Source organism: Caballeronia humi, from assembly GCF_001544475.1.
In the GTDB taxonomy this organism is placed as follows: domain Bacteria; phylum Pseudomonadota; class Gammaproteobacteria; order Burkholderiales; family Burkholderiaceae; genus Caballeronia; species Caballeronia humi.
Window position 1 is genome coordinate 125156 of record NZ_FCNW02000010.1, and the last position, 13430, is coordinate 138585.

At 64.2% G+C, this 13430-nt stretch carries 14 protein-coding genes, 1 tRNA gene and 1 pseudogene; 10 read left to right on the forward strand and 6 right to left on the reverse strand.

All coding sequences use genetic code 11. The annotated features are described in order from the left end of the window. Positions 1-154: 154 nt before the first annotated feature. Together fdxA and AWB65_RS12890 are read left to right on the forward strand one after the other, a co-directional pair. The gene (fdxA, locus tag AWB65_RS12885) at positions 155-478 is read left to right on the forward strand and encodes a ferredoxin FdxA (RefSeq protein WP_087667532.1); all 324 of its coding nucleotides are present in this window, start codon (positions 155-157) and stop codon (positions 476-478) included. 114 nt (positions 479-592) lie between these two features. Beyond that, positions 593-668, forward strand: a tRNA-Asn gene (locus tag AWB65_RS12890). A 193-nt stretch (positions 669-861) separates the two neighbouring features. Here AWB65_RS12890 and AWB65_RS12895 read toward each other — a convergent pair. Genes AWB65_RS12895 through AWB65_RS12905 form a run of 3 tightly spaced genes read right to left on the reverse strand, consistent with a single transcriptional unit; the run spans position 862 to position 3571 of the window. Further along, the gene (locus AWB65_RS12895; RefSeq protein WP_087667533.1) at positions 862-1443 is read right to left on the reverse strand and encodes a LutC/YkgG family protein; all 582 of its coding nucleotides are present in this window, start codon (positions 1441-1443) and stop codon (positions 862-864) included. Next, positions 1440-2831, reverse strand: a complete 1392-nt coding sequence (locus tag AWB65_RS12900) for a lactate utilization protein B (protein WP_087667534.1) — start codon at positions 2829-2831, stop codon at positions 1440-1442. The genes AWB65_RS12895 and AWB65_RS12900 overlap by 4 nt, the downstream gene beginning before the upstream one ends. Further along, positions 2828-3571 carry a (Fe-S)-binding protein gene (locus AWB65_RS12905; RefSeq protein WP_087667535.1) on the reverse strand — a complete coding sequence of 248 codons (744 nt, stop codon included), beginning with the start codon at positions 3569-3571 and terminating at the stop codon, positions 2828-2830. Before AWB65_RS12905 ends, AWB65_RS12900 begins: the two co-directional genes overlap by 4 nt. 110 nt (positions 3572-3681) lie before the next feature. Here AWB65_RS12905 and AWB65_RS12910 point away from each other — a divergent pair, with 110 nt between their 5' ends. The 6 genes from AWB65_RS12910 to AWB65_RS12935 all read left to right on the forward strand — a co-directional run bounded on the left by AWB65_RS12910 (position 3682) and on the right by AWB65_RS12935 (position 8163). Next, positions 3682-4422 carry a FadR/GntR family transcriptional regulator gene (locus tag AWB65_RS12910; RefSeq protein ID WP_087667536.1) on the forward strand — a complete coding sequence of 247 codons (741 nt, stop codon included), beginning with the start codon at positions 3682-3684 and terminating at the stop codon, positions 4420-4422. Between the two features lie 279 nt (positions 4423-4701). Continuing rightward, positions 4702-5181, forward strand: coding sequence for a CreA family protein (locus AWB65_RS12915; protein WP_087667537.1), 480 nt, complete (start codon positions 4702-4704; stop codon positions 5179-5181). An 83-nt stretch (positions 5182-5264) separates the two neighbouring features. After that, positions 5265-6086 carry a helix-turn-helix transcriptional regulator gene (locus AWB65_RS12920; protein ID WP_087667538.1) on the forward strand — a complete coding sequence of 274 codons (822 nt, stop codon included), beginning with the start codon at positions 5265-5267 and terminating at the stop codon, positions 6084-6086. A gap of 143 nt (positions 6087-6229) precedes the next feature. After that, on the forward strand, positions 6230-6907 hold the full coding sequence (locus tag AWB65_RS12925) for an AzlC family ABC transporter permease (protein WP_087667580.1): 678 nt from the start codon (positions 6230-6232) through the stop codon (positions 6905-6907). Then, on the forward strand, positions 6904-7254 hold the full coding sequence (locus tag AWB65_RS12930) for a branched-chain amino acid transport AzlD family protein (RefSeq protein WP_087667539.1): 351 nt from the start codon (positions 6904-6906) through the stop codon (positions 7252-7254). The genes AWB65_RS12925 and AWB65_RS12930 overlap by 4 nt, the downstream gene beginning before the upstream one ends. Positions 7255-7395: 141 nt before the next feature. After that, on the forward strand, positions 7396-8163 hold the full coding sequence (locus tag AWB65_RS12935) for a DUF4088 family protein (protein ID WP_087667540.1): 768 nt from the start codon (positions 7396-7398) through the stop codon (positions 8161-8163). 15 nt (positions 8164-8178) lie between these two features. Here the strand turns inward: AWB65_RS12935 and AWB65_RS12940 are convergent, their stop codons facing one another. The 3 genes and pseudogenes from AWB65_RS12940 to AWB65_RS12950 form a co-directional block, all read right to left on the reverse strand. Beyond that, positions 8179-10329, reverse strand: coding sequence for an ATP-dependent helicase (locus AWB65_RS12940; RefSeq protein WP_087667541.1), 2151 nt, complete (start codon positions 10327-10329; stop codon positions 8179-8181). An 81-nt stretch (positions 10330-10410) separates the two neighbouring features. Continuing rightward, positions 10411-10667, reverse strand: a pseudogene (locus tag AWB65_RS12945) (hypothetical protein). A gap of 115 nt (positions 10668-10782) precedes the next feature. Next, complete coding sequence (locus AWB65_RS12950) at positions 10783-11187, reverse strand: hypothetical protein (RefSeq protein WP_087667542.1); 405 nt, start codon at positions 11185-11187, stop codon at positions 10783-10785. 300 nt (positions 11188-11487) lie between these two features. On the opposite strand from AWB65_RS12950, the gene AWB65_RS12955 reads away from it, so the two are divergent. Together AWB65_RS12955 and AWB65_RS12960 are read left to right on the forward strand one after the other, a co-directional pair. Then, positions 11488-11709: an RNA-binding S4 domain-containing protein gene (locus tag AWB65_RS12955; RefSeq protein ID WP_087667543.1), complete on the forward strand. Its 222-nt coding sequence runs from the start codon at positions 11488-11490 to the stop codon at positions 11707-11709. 167 nt (positions 11710-11876) lie between these two features. Next, positions 11877-13295, forward strand: coding sequence for an MATE family efflux transporter (locus AWB65_RS12960; RefSeq protein WP_087667544.1), 1419 nt, complete (start codon positions 11877-11879; stop codon positions 13293-13295). Positions 13296-13430 lie beyond the last annotated feature (135 nt).

The window sequence follows — 13430 nt, forward strand, 5'->3', positions numbered from 1 at the left end:
TAAAGCCCACGGGCTAAGGCTCGCGCTGAAATTGAGCGGTACGCTACAATATTGGTTTTGGCGCGCGAAGCGTATGAACCTTTGCAAAACCCGGTTCACGGCCCATGTAGCCGCACCGCCGCCGCCCCCACGAATTCCGCATGCAGGAGCCTGAATGACTCACGTTGTGACCGAAAGCTGCATCAAGTGCCGCTATACCGATTGCGTCGACGTGTGCCCGGTGGATTGCTTCCGCGAAGGTCCCAACTTTCTCGCGATCGATCCGGACGAGTGCATCGACTGCGCCGTGTGCGTGGCCGAATGCCCTGTGAACGCCATCTATGCCGAAGAAGACGTCCCCGGCGACCAGCAGCATTTCACCGACCTGAATGCCGAACTCGCGCGCGGCTGGCCGAGCATCACGAAGACGAAAGCGCCGCTTCCCGAAGCCGACGAATTCAAGGACGTGAAGGAAAAGCTCGACCTGCTGGAACGCTGATCGAGGCCGTCCGCGCGCCGCGTAATCCGGTCAAAAAAATGATATCGAGATGAACGCGGGGTGTTGACAGGGTAGAAAACGCTCCATATAATTTCATTTCTGTGCTGCAGATGTTCCCCGATAGCTCAGTTGGTAGAGCGCCGGACTGTTAATCCGTAGGTCCCTGGTTCGAGCCCAGGTCGGGGAGCCAAAAAGATTCGAAGCAAAAAGCCCAATCGAAAGATTGGGCTTTTTGCTTTTCTGCTCGCGTTTTACGCCTTCCGCCCTTCAGGCAGATGTGCGCGGCACCTCGACGAACCCATTCGGTAATCGGGCTGGCGGCCTGAATTGCGCTTCGAGTTTCGTCGGCGAATGGTTGAAAGCGTGGATCGTCAATGACTGCTCTACGCCAGCCAAACAACCGTCAACGACCGCACGCCCTGCGCGCCACGAATCAATACGCCTTCGATATCGGCTGTCGCGGACGGCCCGGTCACGAGCACCGCATAGCGCGCCGACTGAAAATCGTCTCGTCGATACACCTCCTGCAAGCCATCGACGAGTTGCGCCGGATCGAGCAGCACGACGAGATGCTGCACGAGATAGCCGATCGAATTGACGATGTACTCGGCTTCGCTGAACCACACCGATCCCGTCTCCGCAACGCCGAACCGCCCGCGCACCACGCCTACATCAACATCCTGCAGCGAGGCCGGCGGCGTGTCGGCCGCGAGCGCGCGAGTGCCCTCGATCCCGTCGACCGCCGATGCCACCACCGCTTCCGGCCCGAAGCGCTCGGCCAAGAGCGCGCGCACGTCGTCGAGACGCTCAGCCTCAACGCACGTGCCGCCCATCAGCGCGAGCGCAGCGGTGAATCGCTCGCGGCGATCGCCGTCCGGCACGGTGAACAGCGGCACGTCGGGAAGCGGGCGCGGCCCGGGCTGCGCTGCGCGGATCTTCGAGAGAAAAGCGTCGCGAGTCGTCATTTCGGTTGCTTCCGGTTTTTGCGATACCACTCATGGAAAGTTTCGGCGGGCGCGTCAGGCAGATCGCGCTGGCGCCCCCAGATATTCAGCGGGTTGTAGAGCACGAAGTTCGGCAAGCGTTTCAGCGCACCGCCGAGCGATGCCACCGTCGCGCGATACAAGGTCGGACTCGCGAGCAGCCGCCCCGCCATCTTGAGCACTTCCTTCTTTACGAACGGCACTTCGTGGCGCTCGGCGATCACCTCGCGCCATTTGTAGATCTGCTCGTGGATATTCACGCGCACGGGACACACGCTCGTGCAACTGCCGTTCATCGTCGAGGCGAACGGCAGGCTGCTGTAGCGCTTGAGGTCAAACGTCGGATTGATGATCGCGCCGATTGGGCCCGAATACGTCCCGCCGTACGACAAACCGCCGCTCCTTCGATACACCGGGCACGTATTCATGCAAGCGCCGCAGCGGATGCACTTGAGCGAGTACCAGAAATCGTCCATCGCGAGGCGCTCGGAGCGGCCGTGATCGACGAGGATGTAGTGCATCTCGGTGCCGGGACGCGGCGCGCGAAAGTGCGACGTGTACTGCGTGATCGGCGAGCCGAGCGCGCTTCGCGACAGCATCCGCACGAATACGCCGAGATCGGACACCCTCGGAATCAGCTTTTCGATGCCGATCGACGCGATATGCAGCGGCGGCACGTTCGCAGACAAATCCGCGTTGCCCTCGTTCGTGCAGACGACGACCGTCCCCGTCTCCGCCACGGCGAAGTTGCAGCCGGTCATGCCCGCCGTCTGCTCGCGCACGAAATACGGCCGCGTATGCATGCGCTGGCTTTCGGCGAGATAGTGGATGTCGCTGTTGGCCGGATCGGTGCCGATCGTGCGTCCGAAGAGTTCGGCGACGTCCGCGCGCAGCTTGTGGACCGCCGGCACGACCATATGGCTCGGGTCCTGATGATCGAGTTGCTGGATGCGCTCGCCGAGATCGGTTTCCATCACCGTGATACCGCGCGGCTCCAGGAATTCGCGCATCTTGCATTCGTCGGTGAGCATCGACTTGCTCTTGACGAGCGTCGTCATGCCGCGCTCGCTCATCAGCCTGTGCACGATCGCGTTGTGCTCCTCGGCATCCGCCGCGAAATGCACGACAACGCCGTTCTTCTCCGCCTGTGTCGCAAATTGTTCGATGTAGTCGGCGAGATGCGAGAGCGTGTGCTCCTTGATCCCCGACGCCAGATCGCGCAGCGTCTCCCATTCGGCGATGCCATGCGCCTGCGCATCGCGCTTCATGCGCAGGTCCCAGAGACGCTTGTCGTGGAACGCGACGTGATCCTCCTTTTGCAGGAACGCGCCCGCCGCTTTCGCGTGATCGATCCGCACGGTCTTGGTCATCCGCGTGCTCCGTTGAGAATCTGCGCGATGTGGATGAAGCGCGCGTCGAGTTTCAGGCGCTCGGCGCAGCCTTGCTGGTGCATGAGACACGACATGTCGCCGGACACGATGTACTGCGCGCCCGCGCCGACGTGGTCGCGCACCTTGTCCTGCCCCATCCTCACCGAGACCGCCTCCTCAGTCACGGAAAACGTGCCGCCAAATCCGCAGCATTCGTCGGGCCGGGCAGGCGAGACGAATTCGATGCCTTTCACGCGTTCCAGGAGCGCGCGCGGCTTGGAAAACGGCGTCTGCGCGATCTCCGATGCCGACGCCTCGCGCAGATGCCGCACCGCGCTGCAACTGTTGTGCAGCCCCACGCGATGCGGAAATTCGGCCCACGGAAACTCGCGCACTTGCAGCACGTCGTGCAGGAATTCGGTCAGTTCGAATGCGCTCGCCCGCACCTTGCGCACGGCGGCGGTCTGCTCGATGGCGTTGAAATGCTCGCGAACGTGGTGCACGCAACTCGCCGACGGCCCGACGATGTAGTCGTAATCCGCGAAATTGCGGGCGAACACGCGCTCGGCGCCGGCCGCTTCCTTCTGCGCGCCGCTGTTCGCCATCGGCTGGCCGCAGCAGGTCTGTTCCTGCGGGTAATCGACGTCGAGGCCCAGCCGTTCGAGCAATTCGAGCGTGGCGATGCCCACTTCGGGATAGAAGGCATCGATGAAACAGGGGACGAACAGGGCAACTTTCATATGTGGGGAACGCGCCTCGCGACGCCTTTGGTCAGCTTGGTCTGACCAAGACTTTAAAGATTGTGTTCTTTCGTGTCAAACTAGGGAAATCCGCCAGCTTCGTCCAATCGATGACCTTCCAGCCCGTCCATTCCTATTCGCGCGTGCGCCTGTCCGATGTCGTCTCCGGCCAGATCCGGTCGCTGATTTCGAGCGGCGCGCTCTTGCCCGGCCAGCGCCTGCCCGCCGAGCGGGAGCTTGCCGAGCAGTTGAACGTGTCACGGCCGTCGCTGCGCGAAGCACTGATCCGGCTTGAATCCGACGGCTTCATCCGGGCGGTCGCGCGCGGCGGGTTCATCGTATCGGACGTGACGGCGCCGCTCGTCTCCGATCCGCTCGCTGCCCTCCTTCAGCAGCATCCGAACGCGTCCGCCGACGTGCTCGAACTGCGGCGCGGGCTCGAAACGCTCTCGACGGCCTATGCCGCCGAGCGTGCCACCGACGCGGACCTGCAACGCATCGCGGATGCCTTCGATGCGCTCCAGTCCGCCGCCGCCGAGCCGAAGCGCACGCGCATCGCGGAAAAAGACGCGGCGTTCCATCTCGCCATCGCCGATGCCACGCACAACGTCGCGCTTGCGCACGTGATGCATGGGCTGCACGAGCTGATCCGCGAATCGATGCTGACGTCGCACCGGCTGGTCGATTACGACGACGAAGTCGAAGCGAACCTGCTCGCCCAGCATCGCGCGATCTTCGATGCGATCGTCGCGCGCGATCCCGAACTCGCCCGTGAGGCAGCGGGCGCGCATCTCGATTACGTGCAGACGCTGTATCGCGAGCGGCCGATCAGGACGGCGCGTTCTGTATGAGCAAAGCATGGCGATTGCCCCGCATAGGACTACACCTACACGCGTTTCGGACAGCCTCGACTACCGCCAAGAAAGCTCTCACTCGATACTGAAGCCGTCTAATCAGAAAACGAATGGAGGAACATCAAATGCCCTATCTTCTCGGCTGGCTGCTTGGCGTACCGGTTATCGTCCTCGTGATCCTGTATTTGATTTTTCATTGAACGCGTTGCAAGAAGCGCGTCATCGCAAAAGGCGTCGTTACAATACGACGCCTTTTCTTTTTCCCGAGGGAATCCGATGAAACGCGCTCTCAGCTTCGCCGCTTTGCTCAGTGTGCTCGCCACCTTTGTTGCGCCTTGCGCGCAAGCGGAGGAAATCGCGAGCGTCAATACGAATTTCCGCTTCACCGGCTCGGATCGCGTGAGCGTCGAGGCGTACGACGATCCGCTCGTCGCCGGGGTGACGTGCTACGTGTCGCGGGCGCGCACGGGCGGCGTGAAGGGCACGCTCGGCATCGCCGAAGATCCGACGGAAGCGTCGATTGCGTGCCGTCAGGTCGCGCCGATCAAGATCGCCGAGCCGCTCAAGCAGAAAGCCGATGTCTTCAGCGATCGCATGTCGTTCATCTTCAAGACGCTGCACGTCGTGCGGATCGTCGATGCGAAGCGCAACACGCTCGTCTATCTGACCTATAGCGACCGGATCACGACCGGCAGCGCGAAAAACAGCGTGACCGCCGTTCCGGTGCCCGAAGGCACAACGATCCCCGTCAAATGACGGCGCGCGTTGCAGGCAGCCGCTGAAAAGGGCGCGGCGTGTAAGATCATTCGTTCGATCTCAAAAAAACGCCGCGCTTTCCCATGACCGTCAACCGATTCAGCGATTCCGCACGCTACTGGCGCTCCCCGCTCGCGCCCGGCGCGGACATGCTGACCGCCGAGTATCACGACCACTCGTTCACGCCGCACTGGCACGACGCGTACACCGTTCCCGTGATCGAAGCGGGTGCCGAGTGCTACGACTATCGTGGCTCGCACTATGTCGCGGAGGCCGGCTCGGTGCCGGTCATCAATCCCGGCGAGCTGCATACGGGCGCGCGGGCGGTCGATGCGGGCTGGCGGTATCGCGTGTTCTATCTGCCGGTGGAGTTCGTGCAGTCGATCGCGAGCGAAGTCTCGGGGCGCGCCGAGCCGCTGCCGTGGTTCCCCGCCGAGATCATTCGCGACGGCGATCTCGCGCGGCGCCTGGCTTTGGCGCACCGCGCGCTCGAAGCCGGCGGCGATCCGCTCGCCGCCGAGACCGCGCTGCTCGACGCACTTTCGACACTGCTCGCGCGGCACGCGAGCGAGCGGCCATCGGTCAGGCAAATCGGCAGCGACGCGGTGCGCGCCGAAGCGATGAAAGCGCGTCTCACGGACGATCTCACCGCGCCCGTCACGCTCGCGGAACTCGCGGCGAGCGTCGGCTTGTCGACGTTTCATGCGGCGCGACTTTTCACGCGCGAGACGGGTCTCGCGCCGCACGCGTGGCGCAACCAGATGCGGCTCACGCGCTCGCTCGGCGCGTTGCGCGCGGGCGTCTCGGTGACTGAGGTCGCGGCCGCGAGCGGTTTCACCGATCAGAGCCATTTCACGCGGCATTTCAAGCGTGCGTTCGGCGTGCCGCCGGGCCGCTGGCGGTAAAGTTTCACGCGCCGCGCGACCGCAAGAACGTACAAGCGCCCGCCCGCCGTTGCGCCCTATCCTCGCTGCCAAAGGAGGACATCTTGAAATCACCCGGCAACCGTTTAAGCGAATTCGCCGCCGGCGCCCGCGACACGCTCCCGATGATGATCGGCGCCGCGCCGTTCGGCGTCATCTACGGCACGCTCGTGACCGCCAGCCCGTTGAGCCCGTGGCACGGCCAGTTGATGTCGCTGGCCGTCTTCGCGGGCTCGGCGCAGTTCATCGCGGTCGGGTTGATCGCGGGCCATGCGAGCTTCGCCGTCATCTGGGCGACGACGCTCATTGTCAACCTGCGCCACATCCTCTACTCCGCGACGCTCGCGCCGTACGTCTCGCACCTGCCCGCGCGCTGGCGCTGGACGCTGGGCGCGCTGATGACCGACGAGGTTTTCGCCGTCGCCTATGCGCATTACCAGAAACGTCCGCCGGGCGAGACCGGTCCGTACTACTTCTTCGGCTCCGGCCTAGCGATGTACCTGAACTGGCAACTGTGGACGGTGCTCGGACTCGTTTTTGGCTCCGCATTTCCGGGGCTACAGTCACTCGGACTCGATTTCGCGATGGTCGCGACGTTCATCGCGATCGTCGTGCCGCAGCTCGTCGCGCTGCGGTTCGTGGCGGCATCGCTGGCGGCGGGCGTGCTGTCGTTCGCGTGGCAGGGCTGGCCGTACAAGCTCGGGCTGCTGGCGGCGGTGCTCGTCGGCGTCGCGGTGGGAACGGCGCTGACGCTGATCGAAAGCCGTCCGCGCAATCAGCATGCGCAAGGAGGCACGCGATGAATACACTGGCGCACACGCTGTCTTCGAGCTACGTCCTGCTTATCCTCGGCATGGCACTCGTGACCTATTTGATCCGCGCGGCCGTTTTCGTTTTCGGCGACAAGCTCGCGTTCCCGCCGCTCGTGCGCACCGCGCTCTCCTTCGTGCCCGTGACGGTACTCACTGCAATCATCGTCCCGATGACCGTGTCGCCGCACGGCAACGGTGCCGAACTGACGTGGCGCAATCCGCAACTGGTCGCGGCGATCGTCGCGATCGGGGTGTGCTTCGCGACGCGCCGGCCGTTGCTGACGATCGCCGTGTCGCTCGCGGTGTTTTTCTTCTGGCAACTGGTCGTGGTGGCCTGAACAGTCACCTGAAGCCGCGCCCGAATCCCCTCAAGTTCCCGGCCCGCGCGCCGTTATAAGAGTCGAATGGCTTCGCCCTCGCGGCGCGGCCGACTGCACTCCCGCCATCAGCACGGTCTGAGCGCGGAACCGGGAACCATCATGCGTCAAATCACCCTTTCGCTGCGCGACGAAACGATCGCTGCACTGCATCGCGACTTCGAGTCGTTCACGCGGCTGTCGCTCAAGATCGATCCGCAGTTCATCACGCCGTCGTTCGAGGACTTCCTGCGCGCGAAGCTCCTCGACAACCCGACGCCGCTCACCGAGCAAGCCGTGCAGCGCATGCTGACGCACGGCCAGTACGCCTGGGCGAAGCGCGCGCTCGACAAGGAGTTTCCGGACGTCGTCGAGATCCTGATCCGGCAGGCGGCTGAGCACGGCTTCAGTTTCGCGATCCGTTCCGACTGGACGGCCGACGACCTGATCAAGCAGTCGCGCGCATGGGCGACCGCGATCGTGACCGAGGCGAACGGCGATGCGTCGCAGATCGACGTGCTCGCGTCGCAGATCAAGTCGGCGGCGATGGATATCCGCGAAGTCGAGGAGAAGATGCAGACGCCGGCGTGGCGTCTCGCCGATTCACTGCGCCAGCGTGTTTATGAGACGAAGATCGCGGTGGAGCACAGCGTGGGATCGACGGCGCGGGAGAAGCTGGGCGAGCTGCGGTGTTTGCTGCGGCTGGGGATTTTTCACGGGTCGATTCAGAAGCAGGAGGCGCAGCAGGTGCTGGAATATCTGCGGTCGCTGAAGCCCGAGCTTTTCGTCGAGGAACCTTACGATGGGTTCACGCGGTTCGCCAACTGGCTGAGGAGCGTGTTTGCGCCGGTCGCGAAGGCCCCGCGGGCTTCGCGTCCGGCGCAGCGGTGAGGTTAAAGTGGGCGCTTAATCCCACATCCCCTTCAACCTGGCCGCGATATCGATCTTCGCTTTGGCCGCGGCCGCCAGCCCCGCTGCCGTCGGCGCGGCGGCGACCGGCACCACCGGCCACGCTGCCGCTTCGAACCTGTCCATCAACTGCGCCGGAATGAAGCGCGTGCGCGACGCCCAGACATGCCGGTCGCCCAGATGTGTCTGGTTGTGAACGTAGAACCGCTGCGGCGTGATGACGTGCAAATCCTCTTTCGCCCGCGTCATCGCGACATATAAAAGCCGACGCTCTTCGTCGATTTCCTCGTCGCTGCCTGTGCCCAAATCCGATGGAATACACCCGTCGACGCCGTTGAGCACGAAAACATTGCGCCATTCCTGCCCTTTCGCGGAATGAATCGTCGAGAGAATCAGGTAATCCTCATCGATAAGCGGCACGCCGGACTCGTCGCTCGTCGCGTCGGGCGGATCGAGCGTCAGTTCGGTGAGAAAGCGCTCGCGCGTCGGATACGTCGACGCGATGCTTTCCATCTGCAGCACATCGCCGTGACGGATCGCGGCGTCCTCGTGATTGCGCTCCAGATGCGGCTCGTACCAGCGCCGGATCATCTCGAATTCAGCGGGCCAACCTGTATCGCGCCCGCACACCTTCGCCATCAGCGCGACGAACTGCGGCCAGTCCTCGCTCGCCCGCGCGGGCGCCGCGAACGATGCGAGCGCTTTCGGCGCCTCGCCGCGCGACACCTCATCGAGCACACGCCCCGCGATCGCCGGCCCGATGCCCGGCAGCAATTGCACGACCCGAAACCCCGCGACACGATCGCGCGGATTTTCCGCCCAGCGCAGCACGGCGAGCACGTCCTTCACATGCACCGAATCGAGAAACTTCAGCCCGCCGAATTTCACGAACGGAATGTTGCGCCGAGTGAGTTCGATTTCGAGCGTTGCGCTGTGACTCGACGTGCGAAACAGCACGGCCTGCGACTTGAGCGTCATGCCCGCCTCGCGCGCCTCCAGTACCTTTTCGACGACGTAGCGCGCCTGATCGGCCTCGTCCGCTACGGAGACTACGCGCGGCTTCTGCGCGCACGCCTTGTCGGTCCAGAGATTCTTCGTGAAACGCTCGGTCGCGAGCCCGATCACCGCATTCGAAGCCTCCAGAATCGGTTGCGTCGAGCGGTAATTGCGCTCGAGCGTCACGCTGCGCGCGGGCGGATCGAAGTGACCCGGAAAATCGAGGATGTTGCGCACGGTCGCGCCGCGAAACGAATAGATCGACTGCGCATCGTCGCCGACGACGGTCAGGCCGCGCCCGTCCGGCTTCATCGAAAGGAGAATGGACGCCTGCAATCGGTTCGTGTCCTGATATTCGTCGACGAGGACGTGATCGAAGCGGCTCGACAGATCGGCGGCGATGCCCGGCTCCGCGGCCAGATGCGACCAGTAGAGCAGCAAGTCGTCGTAGTCCAGCACGCTTTGCGACTGTTTCGCGGCGACGTACGCGGCGAAGAGGCGGCGCAGGTCGGCCTCCCACTCGCGGCACCACGGAAACGCCTGATCGAGCACGGTCGCGAGCGACGCGCCCGTGTTCACGACGCGCGAGTAGATCGCGAAACACGTCGATTTCGCGGGGAAGCGCTTCTCTTTCGACGACAGCCCGAGTTCGTGCCGCACGAGGTTCATCAGATCAGCGGAATCTTCGCGGTCGTTGATCGTAAACGACGGCGACAAGCCGACGAGATCCGCGTAATCGCGCAACAACCGCGCGCCGACGCCGTGAAACGTGCCCGACCACGTGAGCCCTTGCGCGATCGCGCTCTTGCTGCCGAGCGCGCCGATTGCGATGCGTGACACGCGACGCGTCATTTCGAGCGCGGCGCGGCGCGAAAACGTCAGCAGCAGGATTCGATGCGGATCGGCGCCCTTCACCAGCAGATGCGCGACGCGATGCGCCAGCGTATTCGTCTTGCCTGACCCCGCGCCCGCGATTACCAGCAGCGGACCGCCCGGCGCGCCCGGCGCCTCGGTGCCGAACTCGACTGCCTCCCGCTGCGCGTCGTTGAGCTTCGCCAGGTAGGACGCGACGGCGGGATCGGCGGTGGGGGTTTCGGTGAGCACGGATGTAAAAAAGTGGGCGGGCGGGAGTGACGCACACTGTATATCCATACAACCCGCGCACGCAAGTGCCCGAAAATAACGAGGCCCCGCGCGCGGGGCCTCCGGTTCAGATCGAACGCTTTCGCCGCTTTACTGCGCTTTCTTCGCGTTCTTGAGGTTGGCATCGGCGGCGGCTTCGTTCGCCTCCGATTGCGATTCGGTCTTCTTCTTGTCGGCCTTCGCCTGCGCGACGGCGGCGTCCTTGTTGGCTTCGTCCTGCTTCTTCGCGGCCTTTTTGTCGGCGTGCGTCATCGGCGCGGGATCGGCTGTCTGTGCAAACGATGCCGTCGCGGCCGTCGCGATACGCCGGCCAGAAGCGCGGCGCAAAGTCTGGATGTGGTCGTCATGTAGTTCTCCCGTGTTGGGCGGAGTCGGCGCTGGGCGCCTACCCAGTCCCATGTATCGTGTTATTCGTGGCGCGGCCGCCGGATTGCGGCGACCGCTGCTCCTTCCCGGCCCGGCTTAATGCTGCAGGCCGGAGTCCTTCGGCGTGGCCGGTTCGGCCGCGTTCAGTTCGGCCTTGGCGGCATCCTTGTCCGCCTTGCGGTTGATCTTGGCGTTGCGCACTTCTTCCTTGTACTGCGCCTTGGCCTGCTGACTGGTCGCCTTCAGTTCCTGCTTGGACGCCTTCTTCGACGCGCTATATTCCGCGTTCGCCGCAGCATTCGCATTGCGCTTCTGAACGAGCGGATCGGTCGGCGCCGGCGCGACCAGATTTTGCGACGGCGGCGTCACGCCCGGCTGTCCTTGTACTTGCGCGGACATCTGAGCGCCACCGTCCACGGGTTGAGCGGTCTGCGCGAAGGCGGACGTCGTAGCGATTGCAGCGAAAGTGGAGCCAATCAGCAGCGTTTGAATCTTCTTCATGAGTTATTCCTCTCTTGGTTGCTCTCGGGCGAAGCGGATAAACCCCGTGCCTGCCCGACTTCTTCGATTGATGAAATGAACGACCAGAATGCATCGATCACACGGTCAGACCCGCTAGCCGCCAAACGGGTTCGCCATAATCAGTCATTGTTACCGACCGTTTCACTTGGCTACATTTGCCGACATCGGCGACAGCGACGCGTTTCTGTCCGCCCGTTGGCTACAGCACGCCGTGTGCCCGCGTGGTTTATGATGGGCGCCCTTCCACGTACCGACGCCGTCAAAAGCGCCCCGCCCACCATGCCGCAACTCGAATTCACACTGACGGGCGAGTTCATCGAACTGCACAACCTGCTCAAGCTGATGGGCCTCGCCGACAGCGGCGGCTCGGCGAAGGCGCGCGTCGCGATGGGCGACGTGAAGGTCGACGGCAAGGTCGAACTGCGCAAGACGTGCAAGATCCGCGCGGGGCAAACCGTCCTGCTCGACGGATCGAAGATCAAGGTTCTGAAGGCGGTCTGAAGCGCGCCGGCATCGACAGGCCGCCGCGCAGGCAATAAGCTAGTCGTCTTCGGTTCACGGCTCCGCAATACGTTTCGATGCACGCGAACCAGGCAGGCGACCCATCGCCCGCCAGCGTCTTTACCTCCGGCGGCGCGCTTGCGCGGCCGTCTTCACTCCGATCCGACATGCAACCCCGCTTCACGCACGCGGCCACGCCGCCGCCCAGCTTGTCCCGCCATGCCGTCGATACCGCTCGGCTCGCCGCGCCGCTTGCCATCGCGCAGTTGTCGCAGATGGCGATGGGCGTCACCGACACGATCCTCCTCGGCTCGCTCGGCCCCGACGCACTCGCGGCCGGCGGCCTCGGCGCCAATTTGTTCTTCGTCGTCGTGACGCTGTTGCAGGGCGTGCTGACGTCGGTGAGCGTGTCGGTGGCGCACGCGCGCGGTGCCAACGACGACGATCGCGTCCCGCATATCTACTGGACGGGGCTCGTGCTCTCTATCCTGCTCGCGATTCCCGCGTTCGTGCTTTTGAGCTACGCCGAGCCACTGATGCTCGCGTTCAACGAGCCCGCGACGCTCGCGAGGAACGTCGGCGAATACTGCGCGGTGTTGCGCTGGGGCGCGCCGGGCAGCCTGATCGGCATCGGGATGATGCGCGCGTTCCTGCCGGCGATCGGCGCGGCGCGGCGGCTCTTGTGGGTGTCGATCGGCGGGGTGTTCGTCAACGGCTTTTTGAACTACGGGCTGATCCACGGCGCGTACGGTCTGCCGAAATACGGCTTCCTCGGCTCGGCGGCGGCGACCACGATCACCGTCTGGGCGATCGCGTTGGCGCTCGTCGCGTTTTTGCACCTGCGGCCGCGCTACCGGCATTTCGTTGTCGCATCGCGCCCGCGCCTGCCGCTGATGGGCGAGCTATTTGGCATCGGCTGGCCGGTCGCGATCACTTACGGTGTCGAGTCGACGCTTTTTCTCGCGACCGGGATGACCGTCGGCCTGCTCGGCGAGGCGCCGCTCGCCGCGCACCAGATCGCGCTCAACGTGGCGTCGGTGGCGTTCATGGTGCCGCTTGCGATCGGCCAGGCGGCGAACGTGCGCGTCGGCTACTGGATCGGCGCAGGCGTGCCGGTCGCGGCGCGGCACGCGGGGTTTGTCGCGATCGGGCTGGGCGTCGTGTTCATGATGCTGTCGGGGGTGGTGCTGATCGTGGCGCCGCATGCGATCGTCGGCCTGTACCTCCATCTCGACGATCCCGCGAACGCCCAGACCGTCGCGCTCGCGACTTCGTTATTGGGCGTGGCGGCGGTGTTCCAGATCGTCGACGGGATGCAGACGGTCGGCTCCGGCTGCCTGCGTGGCCTGAAGGACACGCGCATTCCGATGCTCGCCGCCGCGTTCGGCTACTGGGGCATCGGCTTTCCGACGGGCTATGTGCTCGCGTTCCACTTCCAGGCGGGCACGAAGGGCCTTTGGTGGGGGCTCGCGGCCGGCCTGGCGAGCGTCGCCGCGCTGATGACGTGGCGCTTTCACCGGATGAGCCGGCGGATGATCGAGAGCGGTATCGGGAAAGGCGCGGGCGAGTTGCAGCGGAATGCATAAGCGCCGTACAGGCGACGCGATAAGCAAAGCACGCATACTTGGTTGGAGCGGCGCCGATCGGGCGCTAGGATTAAGCCGTCTCCTCCTTGAGACTCTAGTGACAGGGGTATTGAGCCCGCCTTGATGGCGGGCTTT

Bases quoted from the DNA above. Each gene is read 5' to 3' on its own strand.
- fdxA (WP_087667532.1), top strand. From the start codon at position 155: ATGACTCACGTTGTGACCGAAAGCTGCATCAAGTGCCGCTATACCGAT.
- AWB65_RS12895 (WP_087667533.1), bottom strand. From the start codon at position 1,443: ATGACGACTCGCGACGCTTTTCTCTCGAAGATCCGCGCAGCGCAGCCC.
- AWB65_RS12900 (WP_087667534.1), bottom strand. From the start codon at position 2,831: ATGACCAAGACCGTGCGGATCGATCACGCGAAAGCGGCGGGCGCGTTC.
- AWB65_RS12905 (WP_087667535.1), bottom strand. From the start codon at position 3,571: ATGAAAGTTGCCCTGTTCGTCCCCTGTTTCATCGATGCCTTCTATCCC.
- AWB65_RS12910 (WP_087667536.1), top strand. From the start codon at position 3,682: ATGACCTTCCAGCCCGTCCATTCCTATTCGCGCGTGCGCCTGTCCGAT.
- AWB65_RS12915 (WP_087667537.1), top strand. From the start codon at position 4,702: ATGAAACGCGCTCTCAGCTTCGCCGCTTTGCTCAGTGTGCTCGCCACC.
- AWB65_RS12920 (WP_087667538.1), top strand. From the start codon at position 5,265: ATGACCGTCAACCGATTCAGCGATTCCGCACGCTACTGGCGCTCCCCG.
- AWB65_RS12925 (WP_087667580.1), top strand. From the start codon at position 6,230: ATGATGATCGGCGCCGCGCCGTTCGGCGTCATCTACGGCACGCTCGTG.
- AWB65_RS12930 (WP_087667539.1), top strand. From the start codon at position 6,904: ATGAATACACTGGCGCACACGCTGTCTTCGAGCTACGTCCTGCTTATC.
- AWB65_RS12935 (WP_087667540.1), top strand. From the start codon at position 7,396: ATGCGTCAAATCACCCTTTCGCTGCGCGACGAAACGATCGCTGCACTG.
- AWB65_RS12940 (WP_087667541.1), bottom strand. From the start codon at position 10,329: ATGGATATACAGTGTGCGTCACTCCCGCCCGCCCACTTTTTTACATCC.
- AWB65_RS12950 (WP_087667542.1), bottom strand. From the start codon at position 11,187: ATGAAGAAGATTCAAACGCTGCTGATTGGCTCCACTTTCGCTGCAATC.
- AWB65_RS12955 (WP_087667543.1), top strand. From the start codon at position 11,488: ATGCCGCAACTCGAATTCACACTGACGGGCGAGTTCATCGAACTGCAC.
- AWB65_RS12960 (WP_087667544.1), top strand. From the start codon at position 11,877: ATGCAACCCCGCTTCACGCACGCGGCCACGCCGCCGCCCAGCTTGTCC.